The sequence below is a fragment of the Paraburkholderia sp. PAMB 6770 genome, from assembly GCF_057748135.1.
This window is the reverse complement of the sequence record NZ_CM173238.1, coordinates 545,738-561,316: the sequence shown is the minus strand read 5'-3', so window position 1 is coordinate 561,316 and position 15,579 is coordinate 545,738. Positions and strand designations below refer to the sequence as shown.

Genomic DNA, 15,579 nt, shown 5'->3' with positions numbered 1-15,579 from the left:
GGAGCGCCCATCATGAAGATTACGACAGTTGGCATCGATCTGGCGAAGAACATTTTTGCCGTGCATGGTGTAAATGAGCATGGGAGGGCCGTCCTCCGGAAGATGCTCAAACGTGATCAGGTAGCGGCGTTCTTCGCCAATCTGCCGGCCTGTCTCATCGGCATGGAGGCGTGTGCCAGCGCACACCACTGGGCCCGTAAGCTGCAAGCGATGGGACACACGGTACGATTGATCGCGCCGCAGTTCGTCAAACCCTACGTCAAGACGAACAAGAACGACGCGGCTGACGCCGAGGCGATCTGCGAGGCCGTCACACGGCCGAACATGCGCTTCGTGCCTATCAAGAACATCGAGCAGCAGTCGGTGTTGTCACTGCACCGCGTTCGCCAAGGCTTCGTGCGAGCGCGCACCGCGCAGGCCAACCAGATTCGCGGTCTGCTCAGCGAGTTCGGGATTGTCGTTCCCCAGGGGATTGCGCATCTCGCCCGCCGGGTGCCCGAGCTAATCGAGGATGCCAGCAACGAGTTGACGGGCTCCTTCCGGCTGCTCATTCAGCGCCTCCTGGACCATCTGAAGGATCTCGACCAGCAGGTCCGCGAACTCGAACGTCAAATCCAGGCCTGGCACCGCAGCGACGACACCAGTTGCAAGCTTGCAAGCGTGCCTGGCATCGGACCGCTTACGGCCAGTGCACTCGTCGCGTCTGTCGGTGACGCGAAGAGCTTCAAAAACGGACGGCAACTCGCGGCCTGGCTTGGCTTGGTACCTAAACAGAACTCAAGCGGCGGCAAGAATGTGCTGCTCGGAATCAGCAAGCGCGGCGACACCTATCTGCGAACGCTGCTCATCCACGGCGCACGTTCCGTCATGCAAGCCGCTGAGCGCAAGCAGCAAAAGGACGGCTGGTTGGACGGATTGCTACAGCGACGAAACTCAAATGTCGCGGCCGTCGCGCTTGCGAACAAGAATGCACGGATCATCTGGGCGTTGCTCGCTCACGGCCGCGAATTCCGGCCTGATTACACGCCCGCGACTGCGGCCGCGTAATCAGGCCGGCCAAACACTGACGTAGACACCTTACAGGAGAGACGCAAACCACCGATTGCTCAGGCGATCATGAAGTGATGGCAGAACAGGTAAGACCGTGGCCGGAAAACTCTGGGTACACCAGTGTGCACAGGAGCACGCGAAAGTGATGAGAGCCCGGCCAGCGCATTCCATCAGGGACCGCCGGCCTCGCGCCGGACATCGAAGTCCGGATGCATGGCTGCAATCTCCACCTTCAGTTCACCACAAATGAGAGCTTGGCAAACCGGGGGCGTCCATGCATGGTGTACACGGCGTGGGGATGAGGCAGGAGAAGGCGGTGATGATTAGGACACCGTTTGATTGAACAAGGCCCAGCCTTTTGTATTTCTCATATGATTAGACGAAACCGCCTGCGTCCGGGATATTCCGCGCGTCGCCGCACTCAACTTTACCGATGTTGCGCCGTTAACCCGGTCACGAGCCGCTCAAGGCCCGACCGGGAGTGTCCGATGAAATCTCATCCTGCCGTCACACTGGCGCTGTCGCTCGTCATCGGCGCGTCGCCCGCGCTGACCAATACGCTAGCCTCGGCCGGCGACGCTACCGCTACGCCCTTCGATACCGTTGTCACGACCACGCAGCAGACGGCGGGCCGTGCATCGCTGTCGAGCGCGATCGCGGCGGTTGGCGCGGATACGCTGCGCAACGCGTCCGGAAACATCGGCGTCAACATCGCGGCCGGCGCGCTGAATGTGCAAGCGAACCAGATTGTCGCGCTCGACCATTCGACGGCCGTCATCGACACCGCCCAGGACGTGAGCGTCGCCGCCACCCTCACCGGCGGCAGCCGCGCGCAGCTCGACGCCGGCGCGCTAGCCCACGCAAGCGGCAATATCGGGCTGAATATCGTCTCCGGCGCCGGCAACGCGCAAGCCAACACCCTCGTCGTCCATTGAGCGCGCGGCGCGCCGCACACATCGCCGCCCGGACACGTCTGCAAGGCCCGCTTGCAGACGACACCAGTCTGTTTCCGATCGTTGCACGCCGGTAGCCTTGCCGCGGCTATCAACCGCGCGTAGCCGTGCCGTCGCGCGACGCCCGGGTTTTGCCCCGGTGCGCGCGGGTCATCAACGGTAACAGGTGTAAAGCCATGCGAAACACCATCGGCCCTCCGCACGACTAAACTGGGAACGCCTCATCCCCCAATGAGGTATTTCGTGAGTCTCCTCAGTTTGGCCCGCCTGCGACTGGCGGGCCTTTTTCGCGCCCGGCAACGCGCGCGGCAGCTGGGATCTCGCACGCATTCGCTGTTTCGGCTCCGCGCCTGAACGACTCCGCCATGGTGGAGCGAACGCAAACGAAGTGCATCGGCGCGCGACCGCGCAAACGCACGCGGCTTCCCGCGCGCCGCAAACACACGCGCGCCCGTCGCGCGCACAAGGAGGAACAAGATGATCAGACTTCTCGCGCTCATCGGCATCGCTGCCAGCCTTGGCGGCTGCGTTGTCGCACCGGCCCCGTATGGCTACGGCTACGCGCCGGCGCCCGCGTATGGCTATGGCTACTACGCTGTACCCGCCGTCAGTGTCGGCGTCGGAGTGGGCGGCGGCTGGCATCGTTGACGCGTGCGCGTACCGGGTCTCCGGTACGCCTGTCGGCAAAAAAGAATGCCCGCGTAGAGCGGGCACGTAAAAGACCTTCCACCGATGCCCCTTTGGGAGAGGCCTTTGCAGTTTAGGAGGATTTCCGGCTAAACGGGATCCGGGACGCGTTTCACTTCATTACATGCGCGACGCTGCGCTTCGCCGCGCGCGGCGTGCCGCCAAGGCACGCGCCATCCCCCGACTCATGACAACACGGCCGCCGCTCCATGCGGCAGCCGCGCCCGAGCCAGCATCGCGCACGATCGGCTCATTCGACGCCGGGCGGCGGCGGGGGTGCCATACCCGGCGGCGGAGGCGGCGGCGGTGCCGCCTGATAGCCACTCGCGCCATACGGCTGCACGGTCCTCAGACGCCCCGACACCGGAACGCGATCGCCGGCGGCGTACATGCATTGCAAGTACGCGTAATCGTACCGCCGCTGCACCTCGTAAGCGGAACCCTGCGCGGCATTGGCCCCGAACAGGCCGCCTGCGAGCAGACCGGCACCGGCGCCCACCGCCGCGCCACTGCCGCCGTTGAATGCCGCACCGGCGGCCGCGCCCAGTGCAGTGCCGACTGCCGCGCTACCGACCGCGCTGGCCGTGGCAGCCTGATTGGCCGATACCCCGCCCACCTGCTGCGTCGCGTATTGCCGACATGACGCATCGTCCGCGCGAAACTGGTCGAACGTCTTGCCAGTGCCGGGCAGCGCCATGACGCTCGGGCCTGTCGGCATGACCGTACAGGCACCGAGAAAGCCAAGCGATGCGATCAACGCAATCCGTGAATAGTTCATCATGCTGTTCTCTTTACGCATTCATGTGCGAGGTCAGTTGGCGGGCGCCGACGACTGCTGCGCCGGCACCGGCCGCCAGCCCGATGCACACGCTTTCACATACGGGTAGTAGCTCCGCGAGTCGTCGCAGTAGTACCAGGTGCCGCCCGGCGACTGGGCGGCCGGCGCCGGCGCGGACTGCCCCTGCTCGATGTACTCCTGCGGCTGTGCCGGGACGGGCACGGGTACCGGCACGGCGACCGGCGGAGGATAGGGGTAGTAATACGGCGCGGGCCCCCATCCCCACGGGTAGTACCCGCCGCCTCCGATATACACCCCCACGCGCGCCGCGTGCGCGACGCCGCTTGCGCACACGAGCGCCGCGCCCAGCAGCGCAAATGCAATTTTCGAACTTTTCACGTCAATCTCCACACAAGAACTGGCCGTTCTCCGCGAGCCAGCAGTAGTACTGAACGCTATGCCACTCGCGGCGGCAATACAATTACCTGATCGCCGAACATTTTTTCTGCTCATTACACGATGGACTGACGCAGCGACCCCGGACCGGCGCACGACGCCCGGGAATCGCACAGTCTTCACTGCAGGCCGACATCCGGCGCGCGGCTGCGCACCGCCGCCTCGTTGCGCTCCGCGAACGGCGCGCGGCCGGCGTCCGGATGCAGCCGCGCGAGCAACGCCTGGCCACGCCGCGTGAGCGCCAGCGTAGCGCCCTCGCGCCCCTGTTCGCGTATTTCGACCAGCTGATAGCGGCGCAGCGCCAGCACGTCGGGATCGCGTTCCGCCACGCTGCGCGGCGTATCCTGCAAACGCATCAGCGTGGCAAGTTCATGGTGACTCAGCATTCGGCACCTCGTAGATTCATGCGACAGCGAAGTCCCCATGCTAATGATCCTTGGCGAGGATGGGGCAACGATGCTGTTTCAAGCTGTTACGCGGTTACAAAGGGTCGAATGCGAATGCCGCGCCCGGTCCGATACAGGGACGGACAGGCGGCGTCCATTGAAGCGATCCGCCGCCGGCGACGCGGCGATTCACGGCAGCGGCAGCAACTGCCGCGAGCAGCGAGGCCGGCCATCCGGCTAGCCGCACAGGCGCATCATGACCGCCTCCGTGACACCCTGCATTGAAACGCGGCCGGATTGAACTACGATGAAAAGACGTCGTGTCCTCGAGCCTTCGTCCATGCTCCCTCGCACACGCCCCCCTCATCGCGTTGCCCCCACGGGCACGCTGCGCCCGGTGCTCGTGGCCGCCGGCGTGACGCTTGCCGTCCTGCTGGCGAGCTGCACGGTCACGCCACCGCTGCGGCCGCTGCTGATCACGCCGCCCGCGGCAATCAACAGCGCCACACTCGACCAGTATCGCCAGTCGGTCGCGCAGCGCATCGTCGAGCGCAATCCGTCGTATGTGCTGCGCGGCACGCTGCAGCCGATGCTGCGCTCGCTCGTGGTGGTGTCGTTCACGATCGACCGCAGCGGCGCACTGGTGCAGTCCTCGGTTTACCGCACCAATGGCGACGACGAGGCGGAGCGCACCGCGCTCGCGACGCTGCGCCGCGCGGCGCCATTGCCGCCGCCGCCGGCGCAGCTGCTCAACGCCCGCGGCCAGCTCGAGCTCTTCGAGGACTGGCTGTTCAACGACAACGGCAAGTTCCAGCTGCGCACGCTCGCGTCGCCACAGGCACAATCGTACGACTGAGCGCGGCGCAGACGCAGACGCAGACGCAGACGCAGACGCAGACAAATGGTTGCGCCCGCAAGCGTTAGCCGCACGCTATAATTTTCGACGTTCCGCGCCGGTGCCCGCCGGCATTGACGTGGCCGCCCGCCCATCCGCCGGCGCGCGCCGCGCACGCCGCTGCGGCGACGATCGTCGCCGCGTCCGGAGTGGATCTCCCCCCATGACGTCCGGCGACGCGCCCCCCCACTGGCGCGCCGCACGGTATTCCGACGACCAGGAGACCTTGCATGTCCACCTCGCCGATTTCCGCCGCCCAGCCCGGCGCGGCCGGCCGCAACAGCAGTGCCCGGATCATCTTCGCGAGCTTCATCGGCACCGCGATCGAGTTCTACGACTTTTACGTCTACGCGACGGCCACCGCCCTCGTGATCGGCCCGGTGTTTTTCCCGCACGGCTCGCCGGCCGCGCAGGCGCTGTCCGCGTTCGTCACGTTCGGCATCGCGTTCGTCGCGCGGCCAATCGGCTCGTTTCTGTTCGGCCACTTCGGCGACCGCATCGGCCGCAAATCGACGCTCGTCGCATCGCTCCTCGTCATGGGCGTATCGACCACGCTGATCGGCTTCGTGCCCGGCTACGACACGATCGGCGGGCTCGCGCCGGTGCTGCTGTGCATCCTGCGCTTCGGCCAGGGGATCGGCCTCGGCGGCGAATGGGGCGGCGCGGCATTGCTGGCCACCGAGAACGCGCCGCACGGCAAGCGCGGCTGGTTCGGCATGTTCCCGCAGCTTGGACCGTCGGTCGGGTTCCTCGCGTCGAACGGGCTGTTCTTCGGGCTCGCACTGACGCTCAGCGACGCGCAGTTTCGCAGCTGGGGCTGGCGCATCCCGTTCATCGTCAGCGCGGTGCTCGTCGCGCTCGGACTGTACGTGCGCCTGAAGATTGCCGAGACCCCGGCGTTTCGCGCCGCCATCGAACGCGAAGAGCGCGTGCGCGTGCCGGTCTTCACGCTGTTCGCGCGGCACGGCTGGCCGACGCTGCTCGGCGCCCTCGCGATGGTGGTCTGCTACACGCTGTTCTACAACGCATCGACGTTCTCGCTGTCATACGGCGTCGCGGTACTGCACATTCCGCGGCCGACGTTCCTCGGCATGCTGTGCATCGCGGTGCTGTTCATGGCGCTCGCGACGCCGCTGTCGGCGTGGGCAAGCGACCGTTTCGGGCGCCGGCCGGTGCTGATCGCGGGCATCGTCGCGGCCATCCTGTCGGGCTTCACGATGGCGCCGCTGCTCGGCAGCGGCTCGACGCCGCTCGTGCTGCTGTTCCTCGTGATCGAGCTGTTCCTGATGGGGGTGACGTTCGCGCCGATGGGCGCGCTGCTGCCCGAACTGTTTCCGACCCACGTGCGCTATACCGGCGCGGGTGTCGCGTACAACCTCGGCGGCATTCTGGGCGCATCGGTCGCGCCGTACATCGCCCAGTTGCTGGCTTCGCACGGCGGGTTGAGCTGGGTGGGCGCCTATATTTCGGTGGCGGCCGCCGTGAGTCTGTTCGGCGTACTGTGCATGCGCGAGACGCGCGACACGCAGCTCACCTGAGCCGCGCACCGATCCGGGCAGCGCACGGCCGCCCGGCCACGCTGCGCGGCGCCATGCCGCTGCGGGTCGCGCAATCACGCCGCATCCGGGGTTGTGCGCCTTGCACGTCCGGCCGCGCTGCTTATACTCGAACAAGCACCCACTTGATTGAATCAGGCGAAACGGCGGGGCGGCGCCAGACATCCCGCCGCCGCGCGCCCGATCCGCCGGGAGGCAGCCATGAACCTCTATCTGCACAACGCCGACGTCGTGACGATCATTGCGCTTGCGCTGCTTGCCGCGTTGCTGCTCGCGCTGCGTTTTCGTCCGGGCAACTGGAAAATCATCGTGCTGGAAGCGCTTGCCGCCAATGCGGCTGCCATCGCCGCGGTCATCGCCTTCGAACTGATGCTCGGGTGAGCCGCCGGCGCCGCGGACCCGCCGCGGCGCCGGCTTGCGACATCAGTTGTAGTAGCCGTGATGGTGGTAGTAGCCACCGTAGTAGTAGCCGGGCGCCGGCGCGACCACGCATCCGCCGAGTGCGGACGCGAGCACGGCGCCGGCAATCAGGGTCAGGATCAGGCGTTTCATGTCATTCTCTCCGTGGTATCGGGGGCATTCGAGCCGACCTCGAATACTGTCGATTGGACACGAGGCCGCCGTGCCGGAGCGTTGCATTTTGTAAGCGCTGATAAGCGCGGCGTTACACGTCGTCACGCGAGGCACGCGCGAAAAATGCCCTCCATCGCGTCGTGCGCCGTTCCGCAGCGCATCGGCAAGCGGGCGGCCATCAATCAAAAGCCACATTTTTAACAACCATGTAATGCGCGGGGCGCCGATGAAGCGTGTCGGCAGCTCGCTGCGCAAACGCGCGATGGCCGAACTCGATGTCACTGAAGCGGCCTGCTGATGCGTCGTGCCTTTGTGTTCATTGCAGGATCCTCCGTGCCCGCCGCCATCCGGCCCGAGCTTTTGCAGGGCGTGCCCGCGCCGCGTGCGCATCACGCAGATGCATCGCGCGCCGTGCCTCTTTCCGTGCGCCCCGTCCATGCGTCCTGTTTGTGCGTCCTGTCCGTGCGTCCTGTCCGTGCGTCCTGTCCGTGCGCGCAACATGCGTGGCCGAGCGGCAATGCCGCGCTGCGGGCCGTCCACCCGGTCACGTCGACGGGGCAATCGTTATAATGGCGCCTTTGCCTCAGTCACCGGCTCATGCAGGCGTCCCCCCCTTTCACCTCCAGCTTCGCGCGTCACACGCGCCGGCTGTGGCGTCAATACGGCGTGTTCTGGCTCGGCGCAATCGCCGTCGGCCTCATCGCGGTCCTTTACGCAAAACTGATCGACTTCGGCTACGCGCAATTCCAGGCCATCGAGCATCGGCACGCGTGGCTGCCGCTGATCATCACGCCGGCCATTACCGCGCTCTCCGTCTGGCTGACCCGCGCGTTCTTTCGCGGCTCGGAGGGCAGCGGCATTCCGCAGGTCATCGCGACCCTGCATGCGCGGCCCGGTGAGTACGGCCAGCGCCTGCTGACGTTCCGGATCCTGGTCGGCAAGATCGTCGTGTCGTTTCTCGCGATCATCGGCGGCCTCACGATCGGCCGCGAAGGTCCGACCGTGCAGGTCGGCGCCGCGCTGATGTTCAACCTGCGGCGGCTGTATCCGCGCTCGAATGCGCTGATCGAGCGGCAACTCGTGCTGGCCGGCGCGGCCGCCGGGCTGTCCGCGGCATTCAACACGCCGCTGGCCGGAATCGTGTTCGCCATCGAGGAACTCACGCGCAGCTTCGAAGCTCGCGCGAGCGGCGTGCTGATCACCGCCATCATCATTGCGGGGGTGATCGCGCTCGGCCTGAACGGCAATTACACCTACTTCGGCACGATCCAGATCGGCGCGCATTTCCCCGATCTGCTCGCGGTTGCCGTGGTGCTCACGGCGATCGTCACCGGTATCGCCGGCGGCGTGTTCTGCTGGCTGCTGCTCAATACCGGACGCTGGATTCCGGCATCGCTGCGCAAGCTGCACAGCGAGCGGCCGGTGGCGTTCGCCGCGGTATGCGGCCTCGTGATTGCCGTGGTCGGCGTGATCTCCGGCGGCCTCACGTTCGGCAGCGGCTACGCGGAAGCGCGCGGGCTGCTCGATGGCCGCGTGCATCTGTCGGTGTTCTATCCGTTCCTGAAGATGGTTTCGATGGTCGGCTCGTACTTGCCGGGCATTCCGGGCGGGATCTTCGCGCCGTCACTCTCGATCGGCGCGGGCTTCGGCAATCTGCTGCACATGCTGTTCGGCAGCATGCAACTGCAGATGCTGATCGCGCTCGCGATGGTCGGCTATCTGGCGGCCGTCACGCAGGCGCCGATCACGTCGTTTGTCATCGTGATGGAAATGATCAACGGCCACGCGCTGGTGATCTCGCTGATGGGCACGTCGCTGATCGCCAGCCGCGTATCGCGCTTCTTTGCCCCGCCGCTGTACGAAGCGCTATCCGAACGCTACGCGGCGCCGTTGCCGCAGCCGGTGCCCGCCCCCGCACCCGAGGTGCCGGAGGCGCTGATCGACAACGCGCCGGCCGAGGAAGCGTCGGCTACGGCGAACGCCGCCGAGGCGCCGCCGCGCTGAACCGGCGGCGCGCGGTTCCGGGCAATTGCGACTTACACGTCCTGCGTGCCTCCCGAGCGCATCCTGCGTGTATCGTGCGGAAAAGTCCCGCGTAAGTCCTGCGCGCCTCCCGCGTAAGTCCCGCGTGCATCCCGGGCACCGCCGCCCCGGCTCGGTGCGCGACGCGCGCGCACCCCCCCGGCAACGGCGCGCCCGGTCAGTACACCACCACCGGCCCTGGCCGGACGTACACGGGCCGTGCCGGCACCACGACACAGCCGGCGAGCGTCACGGCCAGCAGCGCAATTGCGATCAGATTTCTTTTCATGTGCGTCTCTCCGTGAGCGCGCAGGATGCGCAAGCGCGTCGCGCGCATCCTGCGGCTTCGTTGTCACTCAGATCATGTCTTGTTCGACGGTCTGGCAGCCGGCCGCTCAGACCCAGTGGCCCGGCACCCAGCGGAAGGTCGGGCCGTGCGCGGCCCAGTGGCCCGGCATCCAGCGGTAGCCGACCCGCGCGCGCTGCCAGTGGCCCGCCACCCACACGTAGCGGCCATGATCCCAACCCCAGTGGCCGCGATCCCAGACAAATCCGGCGCGCGGCGCCGGTACCCGCTCGAAGCGCACCGGTGGCGGCGCGCTCGGCGCAATCACGACGACTTCGGCGGCCGACGCCGCGCTAACGGCCGTCGCACCGGCAGCGATCAGCACGGCTTGTGCAAGCAACAAACGAATGGTTCGGTTCATCTTCCCCTCCTGGTCAACACGCCTGTGCGGCATTGCCTGTTCAATGCGCGAGGGGCGATGACGGCTGACGCGACATAAGTAACGTTGGAGGCTCAAGTGCAACGGAATATTTCCCCGCCGCAAAGAAAAAGCGCGCAGACGCCCGCCCTGTCGGACGGCGGGCATACACCGCCGCGTCAGCGAGAGTCGGGTATCGGAGGGGGAACGCGCACGGCGCACGAAAATGGCGCAGGCGCAAAGCGCCGCGCGTGTCGCGATGAAACCATCCGCGACAGTGCGGCAGGACGACAGCGCGGCAGAACGACAGGGCGCGTCAGACCCGCGCCGGGGGGCCGTGCGGGCGGAACGGGCCGCGCGGGTAGCGCCACCCGCCTCGGCAGGCGCGGCCTCAGGCCTGCGGAATCTCGATCTTGACCTCGATCACTTCGAGATCGTCCTGGCGCTCGAGACTCACGCGTATGTCCTCGTCGGAGATCTTCACGTACTTCGAGATCACGGCGACCAGTTCGCGTTGCAACGCCGGCAGATAATCGGCGGGCGCGTGGCCGCCGGCGCGCTCGTGCGCGATGATCAGCTGCAGGCGTTCCTTCGCTATCGATGCGGACTTCTTTTTCTCGCCCAGCAAAAACGAAAGAATCGACATTACGTGCGCTCCTCTTACTTGTTGCCGAAGAGGCGCTGCAGCAGGCCTGGCTTCTGGTAGTCGGTAAAGCGCAGCGACTTCTGCTCGCCGAGAAAGCGCGACACGACGTCCTTGTACGCTTCGGCGACATCGGTGCCGTCGAGGTGCACGGCCGGCACGCCCTGGTTCGACGCGTGCAGCACGGCCTCCGACTCCGGAATCACGCCGATCAGGTCGATACGCAGAATCTCCTGGATGTCGCTGAGCGACAGCATCTCGCCTTCGCTCACTCGCTTCGGGTTATAGCGCGTGATCAGCAGGTGCTCCTTGATCGGCTCCTTGCCTTCGATCGCCCGCTTCGTCTTCGACGACAGGATGCCGAGGATGCGGTCCGAGTCGCGCACCGACGACACTTCCGGGTTCGTGACGATCAGCGCCTCGTCGGCAAAGTGCATCGCAAGCAGCGCGCCCGATTCGATCCCCGCCGGCGAATCGCACACGATGTAGTCGAAGTCCATCGCGCTCAGGTCGTTGATCACCTTCTCGACGCCTTCCATCGTCAGCGCGTCCTTGTCGCGCGTCTGCGAGGCCGGCAGGATGAACAGGTTCTCGCACTTCTTGTCCTTGATCAGCGCCTGGTTGAGGTTCGCCTCGCCCTGGATCACGTTGATCAGGTCGTAGACGACGCGGCGCTCGCAGCCCATGATCAGGTCGAGGTTGCGCAGGCCGACGTCGAAGTCGATCACCGCGGTCTTGTGGCCGCGCAGCGCCAGCGCCGACGAGAAGCTCGCGCTCGTCGTCGTCTTGCCTACCCCACCCTTGCCCGACGTCACCACAATGATTTTTGCCATTACCCTTACCCTGTATTCGTCAATATCGTTCAAGTTAATCCGGCGCCTGCGTGAAGCCGCGGCGCGCGATACGCGCGCTCAGGTGAGCCGCAGCGGTTCGATCATCAGCTTTTCCTGGTCCAGCCGGATCTGCACCGGCTTGCCCTGCACATCCGCCGGCAGCGGCGTTTCGGTCGTCCGGTAAATGCCCGCAATCGAAATGAGCTCGGGTTCGAGGCACGTGCAGAAGATCCGCGCGTCGTGATTGCCGTGCACGCCGGCGAGCGCGCGGCCGCGCAGCGGCGCATACACGTGGATGTTGCCTTCCGCGATCACCTCGGCGCCGTAGCTCACGAGCCCGAGCACGACCAGATCGCCCTTCGCATAGATGCGCTGACCCGACCGCAGCGGCTTGTCGACCACCAGCGTCTGCGGCACGGCAGCCGCCAAAACGCTTGCGGCAGCGGCGCCCGGTGCGCTCGTGGCCGGGGCTGCTTCCGCGCTCACGGGGCTCGCCGCCGACTGCGCCGCGGCCGCTTGCGCGCCGGCGGGCTCGGCCGCGTCGTCGCCGGCACCGGCCTTGCCGCCCGCGCCGCGCCGGTCGCGCGCTTCGAGCAGCGGCAGGCTGGCCTCGCCGGCCCAGCCCTGCTGCGGATTCGCGACCACGCCGACCGGGCGCATCCGCACACTGTCGAGCAGTTGCGCGATATCGGCGAGCGGCACGCGTTCGTCGTCGCCGAGACGGCGCACGTCGATCGCGACGACGTCATGCGCGAAAAATTCGGGGGTCGCCTCGAAGCGCCGGTTCAGCTCGGCGCGGAGCGCGTCGAGGTCGTTCGTTTTGACGACGAACAGGAGCGTATCGACACTGCCGCTGCGAAGTTCGAAAAATGGCGATTTTCTGGGCGACATAGCATTCGGCAAAAAATTTTGCGTATTTTACAGGCGTCCACGCGCGGAGCCAGTATTTTCGATGCCTGTCAACGCCCTCGCCTTCCACCGCGGACGACGCGGCGGGGGGCAACCCGGAAGCAACGGAAGCGGACCGCGGCGCTGCGCGCGGCCGCTCAAGGGTGAAATGCGCCGTGCGGTGCGTGGGCGGTCTCGCGCACCAGCAGGCTTTCCGTCTGATCGGGCGCACGGGCGATCCGCGCGTGCTCGCCGGTCGGACCGAACCCGAGCCGTTCGTAGAAGCGCATTGCCGTGCGGTTCGCGTCCGCCACCCACGCGTAGACTTCGTGCGCGCCCTCGCTCGCGAGCCAGTCGCTCGCGGTGTTCACGAGCAGTTCGCCGCCGCGCAGATGACGCACCGCCGGCGCGACCCACAGCTCGCCGACAAACGCCCGGCGCGCCGCGCCGTCCTCGAAATGGGCTTCGATCAGGCCGGCCGGATGGCCTTCGGTATAGAGAATGAAGGACGCGGCCGCCGTGGAAACGGCATGGTTCGCGGCGGTGGCGTGGAACGTGGCGGTGTCGGCCGACAGCGCATCTTCGAGCGTGGCGCCGAAGGCGTAGGGCGCTTCCCGCAGCGAAGCCGTACGGAGTTCGCGCAGAACGGCACCCTGGTCAGCGGCGATGCGGCGAACGGTCAATGACGAACTCATGCAGACAAAAACCTTTTGTAACACCAGGACGTAGCTTTAACCGAACCGGCGCGAGAGTCAAATGCTTATTTTGCCGCTTTGGGGACGCCCCGCCTTGACGGACGGCGCCAGTCGCGTTCCCGGCCCGCACGCCGCCGGATCTTCGCACACAGGCGCGTGCGGCGCGCCGCACGGCCCGCGCCGCGTCCACCCGGCGCAAAGGTTTGCGGGCCGCGTTCGCGCACCGCGAGGTGGCGCGCCGTCACACGGCCGCGTAGGTCCCGGTGCCGTCGGGCCAGGGCGTAAGCAGTTCGTAGCCGTCTTCGGTGACCGCGACCATGTGCTCCCATTGCGCGGACAGCGAGCGGTCCTTCGTGACGACGGTCCAGCCGTCGCGCAGCACCATCGTGCCCGCGCGTCCGGCGTTGACCATCGGCTCGATCGTGAACACCATGCCGGGCTTCAGCCGCAGCCCCTGCCCCGGCTGGCCGTAGTGCAGCACCTGCGGATCTTCGTGATAGACCTTGCCGATGCCGTGTCCGCAGTAGTCGCGCACCACCGAGAAGCCGTCGCGCTGCGCGGTCTTCTGGATCGCGTAGCCGACATCGCCGAGCGTCGCGCCCGGCCGCACCGCGCGGATGCCCGCCAGCATCGCCTCGTAGGTCGTGTCGATCAGTTGCCGCGCAACCGGGCTCGGCGTGCCGACGCAATACATGCGGCTCGTGTCGCCGAAATAGCCGTCGCGGATCACCGCGACGTCGATGTTCACGATGTCGCCGTCCTTCAGGATCTCGGCGCGGTTGGGAATGCCATGGCAGACCACCTGGTTCACCGACGTGCACACCGTCTTCGGAAAACCGAGGTAGCCGACGTTCGCCGGAATCGCCTTTTGCGTGTTGACGATGTAGTCGTGGCAGAGGGCGTCGAGTTCGTCGGTCGAGACGCCCGGACGCACGTGCTCGCCGATCATCGCGAGCACATCGGCTGCGAGGCGTCCTGCAATGCGCAGCCTCGCGATATCTTCGGGGGTCTTGTAGTGAATGGCCATGAAATCGGTACGGTTGATCGACACGCGTTGCCTCGCGGCTCCATGCGGCCATTGTACAGAGGATCGCCGGCCGGTCTCGTGCACCGGTGCCGGCGCGCGGCCTGCCGGGCCGGCTGCCGCCGACACGCGGCAGCCGGTGCACGCGCTCCTCCGGGGCGCATGCCAGACATATCCAACTATTCTGCATTCCTTATTTATCTATTTTCCCCCTCGTGCCATGCGAACATGACGCCCCGGCGGCGCCCCTCCCCCACCGGCACGTACGATCACGCGCGCCTCTCACATGCATCCGTTCGCGCGCCGCGCACGTAAACCCGTCAAACCCGACTCTGAGCGCGCTCCACCTGACCATGCCCCGACGCCTGCTAACCCTGACCGCGACCCTCGCGCTCGCCGCCCTCGGCGGCTGCAGCGGCACGGATGTGCTGAACGCGGCCGCCCCCCGCAACGCGTTCGAACTGACCCGCGGCATCGCATACGGCCGCGATCCGCGGCAGAAGCTCGATGTCTATGTGCCGACCCGCGCGCCAGACGCCGCCGACACGCACGGGCGCCCCGTGGTCGTGTTTTTCTACGGCGGCAGTTGGCAAAGCGGGACGCGCAGCGACTATCTGTTCGTCGGCGAGGCGCTTGCATCGCGCGGCTTCGTCGCCGTGCTGCCCGATTACCGCACGTGGCCCGCTACCGGCTTTCCCGGCTTCGTCGACGACGCCGCCTCGGCCGTGCGCTGGGCCCGCGATCACGCAGCCGCCTTCGGCGGCGATCCGCACACGCTTTTCCTGATGGGCCATTCGGCCGGCGCGCACATCGCCGTGCTGCTCGCGACCGACGGGCGCTACCTCGCCGCGCAGCAGATGAGCACGCACGATCTGCGCGGCGTGATCGGTCTCGCGGGCCCGTACGACTTTCTGCCGCTGCAGGACCCGACGCTCAAGGCAATCTTTCCGCGCGCGCTGCGCGCCGCGAGCCAGCCGATCAACTTCGTGCGCGGCGGCGAGCCGCCCATGTTCCTCGCCGCCGGACGCCGCGACACCGTGGTCGATCCGGGCAACACCGACCGTCTCGCGGCACGGCTGCGCGCGGCCGGCGACACGGTCGAGGTGAAGCACTATCCGCGCATCACCCACGCGCTGCTGATCGGCGCGTTCGCGGCCCCGCTCCGGCTGCTCGCACCGGTGCTCGACGACTGCGCGCATTTCATCGATACCGTATCGGCACGCGCGGGCGCTAGCCGGCGCGCGAACGCCGATGCCGATGCCGATGCCGCCGCCGGCGGCCCGGCGCAAGCCGGTGCGGCCGCACACGATCCCATGCGCGCCGGTCTCGCGCACGCGCCGGCGTCAACGCAGCCGCGCCGTGCGGACGCGGCGCTTCAGGCGAGCGAAGCGGACTGATCTTCGCGCCGCGCGCCGCGCGAGGCGTCGTGCGCCGAC

18 protein-coding genes are annotated in these 15,579 nt (G+C 67.0%); 8 read left to right on the top strand and 10 right to left on the bottom strand.

Annotated features, from left to right (window positions below; genetic code table 11):
* Nucleotides 1-12 precede the first annotated feature (12 nt).
* The 3 genes from AC3AP7_RS02695 to AC3AP7_RS02685 all read left to right on the top strand — a co-directional run bounded on the left by AC3AP7_RS02695 (nt 13) and on the right by AC3AP7_RS02685 (nt 2,651).
* Entirely contained in the window at nt 13-1,047 is a 1,035-nt protein-coding gene (locus tag AC3AP7_RS02695; protein ID WP_475762854.1) for an IS110 family RNA-guided transposase, read from the top strand.
* Nucleotides 1,048-1,538: 491 nt separating this feature from the next.
* On the top strand, nt 1,539-1,985 hold the full coding sequence (locus tag AC3AP7_RS02690; protein WP_475765820.1) for a hypothetical protein: 447 nt from the start codon (nt 1,539-1,541) through the stop codon (nt 1,983-1,985).
* Nucleotides 1,986-2,480: 495 nt separating this feature from the next.
* Nucleotides 2,481-2,651: a hypothetical protein gene (locus tag AC3AP7_RS02685; protein ID WP_475765821.1), complete on the top strand. Its 171-nt coding sequence runs from the start codon at nt 2,481-2,483 to the stop codon at nt 2,649-2,651.
* 289 nt (nt 2,652-2,940) lie between these two features.
* On the opposite strand, the gene AC3AP7_RS02680 is transcribed toward AC3AP7_RS02685, so the two are convergent.
* The 3 genes from AC3AP7_RS02680 to AC3AP7_RS02670 form a co-directional block, all read right to left on the bottom strand.
* The gene (locus AC3AP7_RS02680; RefSeq protein ID WP_475765823.1) at nt 2,941-3,489 is read right to left on the bottom strand and encodes a hypothetical protein; all 549 of its coding nucleotides are present in this window, start codon (nt 3,487-3,489) and stop codon (nt 2,941-2,943) included.
* Between the two features lie 12 nt (nt 3,490-3,501).
* Nucleotides 3,502-3,867, bottom strand: coding sequence for a hypothetical protein (locus tag AC3AP7_RS02675; RefSeq protein ID WP_475765827.1), 366 nt, complete (start codon nt 3,865-3,867; stop codon nt 3,502-3,504).
* A gap of 176 nt (nt 3,868-4,043) precedes the next feature.
* Nucleotides 4,044-4,310, bottom strand: coding sequence for a hypothetical protein (locus tag AC3AP7_RS02670; RefSeq protein ID WP_475765828.1), 267 nt, complete (start codon nt 4,308-4,310; stop codon nt 4,044-4,046).
* Nucleotides 4,311-4,650: 340 nt separating this feature from the next.
* Here AC3AP7_RS02670 and AC3AP7_RS02665 point away from each other — a divergent pair, with 340 nt between their 5' ends.
* The 3 genes from AC3AP7_RS02665 to AC3AP7_RS02655 all read left to right on the top strand — a co-directional run bounded on the left by AC3AP7_RS02665 (nt 4,651) and on the right by AC3AP7_RS02655 (nt 7,142).
* Complete coding sequence (locus tag AC3AP7_RS02665; protein ID WP_475765830.1) at nt 4,651-5,166, top strand: TonB family protein; 516 nt, start codon at nt 4,651-4,653, stop codon at nt 5,164-5,166.
* Nucleotides 5,167-5,435: 269 nt separating this feature from the next.
* Nucleotides 5,436-6,743 (top strand): MFS transporter, encoded by a 1,308-nt coding sequence (locus AC3AP7_RS02660; protein ID WP_475765833.1) that lies wholly within the window; start codon nt 5,436-5,438, stop codon nt 6,741-6,743.
* A 219-nt stretch (nt 6,744-6,962) separates the two neighbouring features.
* Entirely contained in the window at nt 6,963-7,142 is a 180-nt protein-coding gene (locus tag AC3AP7_RS02655; RefSeq protein WP_475765835.1) for a hypothetical protein, read from the top strand.
* Nucleotides 7,143-7,184: 42 nt separating this feature from the next.
* Here the strand turns inward: AC3AP7_RS02655 and AC3AP7_RS02650 are convergent, their stop codons facing one another.
* Nucleotides 7,185-7,313, bottom strand: coding sequence for a hypothetical protein (locus tag AC3AP7_RS02650; protein WP_475765837.1), 129 nt, complete (start codon nt 7,311-7,313; stop codon nt 7,185-7,187).
* A gap of 618 nt (nt 7,314-7,931) precedes the next feature.
* On the opposite strand from AC3AP7_RS02650, the gene AC3AP7_RS02645 reads away from it, so the two are divergent.
* The gene (locus AC3AP7_RS02645; protein WP_475765839.1) at nt 7,932-9,338 is read left to right on the top strand and encodes a chloride channel protein; all 1,407 of its coding nucleotides are present in this window, start codon (nt 7,932-7,934) and stop codon (nt 9,336-9,338) included.
* A 413-nt stretch (nt 9,339-9,751) separates the two neighbouring features.
* On the opposite strand, the gene AC3AP7_RS02640 is transcribed toward AC3AP7_RS02645, so the two are convergent.
* The 6 genes from AC3AP7_RS02640 to map form a co-directional block, all read right to left on the bottom strand.
* Nucleotides 9,752-10,063, bottom strand: coding sequence for a YXWGXW repeat-containing protein (locus AC3AP7_RS02640; protein WP_475765841.1), 312 nt, complete (start codon nt 10,061-10,063; stop codon nt 9,752-9,754).
* Between the two features lie 388 nt (nt 10,064-10,451).
* Nucleotides 10,452-10,706 (bottom strand): cell division topological specificity factor MinE, encoded by a 255-nt coding sequence (gene minE, locus AC3AP7_RS02635; protein WP_475765843.1) that lies wholly within the window; start codon nt 10,704-10,706, stop codon nt 10,452-10,454.
* A gap of 14 nt (nt 10,707-10,720) precedes the next feature.
* A complete protein-coding gene (gene minD, locus AC3AP7_RS02630) occupies nt 10,721-11,536 on the bottom strand; it encodes a septum site-determining protein MinD (protein WP_475765845.1) in 816 nt (271 codons plus the stop codon).
* 78 nt (nt 11,537-11,614) lie between these two features.
* Nucleotides 11,615-12,427 (bottom strand): septum site-determining protein MinC, encoded by an 813-nt coding sequence (gene minC, locus AC3AP7_RS02625; RefSeq protein WP_475765848.1) that lies wholly within the window; start codon nt 12,425-12,427, stop codon nt 11,615-11,617.
* Between the two features lie 155 nt (nt 12,428-12,582).
* Nucleotides 12,583-13,119 (bottom strand): GNAT family N-acetyltransferase, encoded by a 537-nt coding sequence (locus tag AC3AP7_RS02620; RefSeq protein WP_475765850.1) that lies wholly within the window; start codon nt 13,117-13,119, stop codon nt 12,583-12,585.
* A 241-nt stretch (nt 13,120-13,360) separates the two neighbouring features.
* Complete coding sequence (map, locus tag AC3AP7_RS02615; protein WP_475767831.1) at nt 13,361-14,146, bottom strand: type I methionyl aminopeptidase; 786 nt, start codon at nt 14,144-14,146, stop codon at nt 13,361-13,363.
* Nucleotides 14,147-14,496: 350 nt separating this feature from the next.
* Between map and AC3AP7_RS02610 the strand changes: the two genes are divergently transcribed.
* A complete protein-coding gene (locus AC3AP7_RS02610; protein WP_487362661.1) occupies nt 14,497-15,540 on the top strand; it encodes an alpha/beta hydrolase in 1,044 nt (347 codons plus the stop codon).
* Nucleotides 15,541-15,579: the final 39 nt, after the last annotated feature.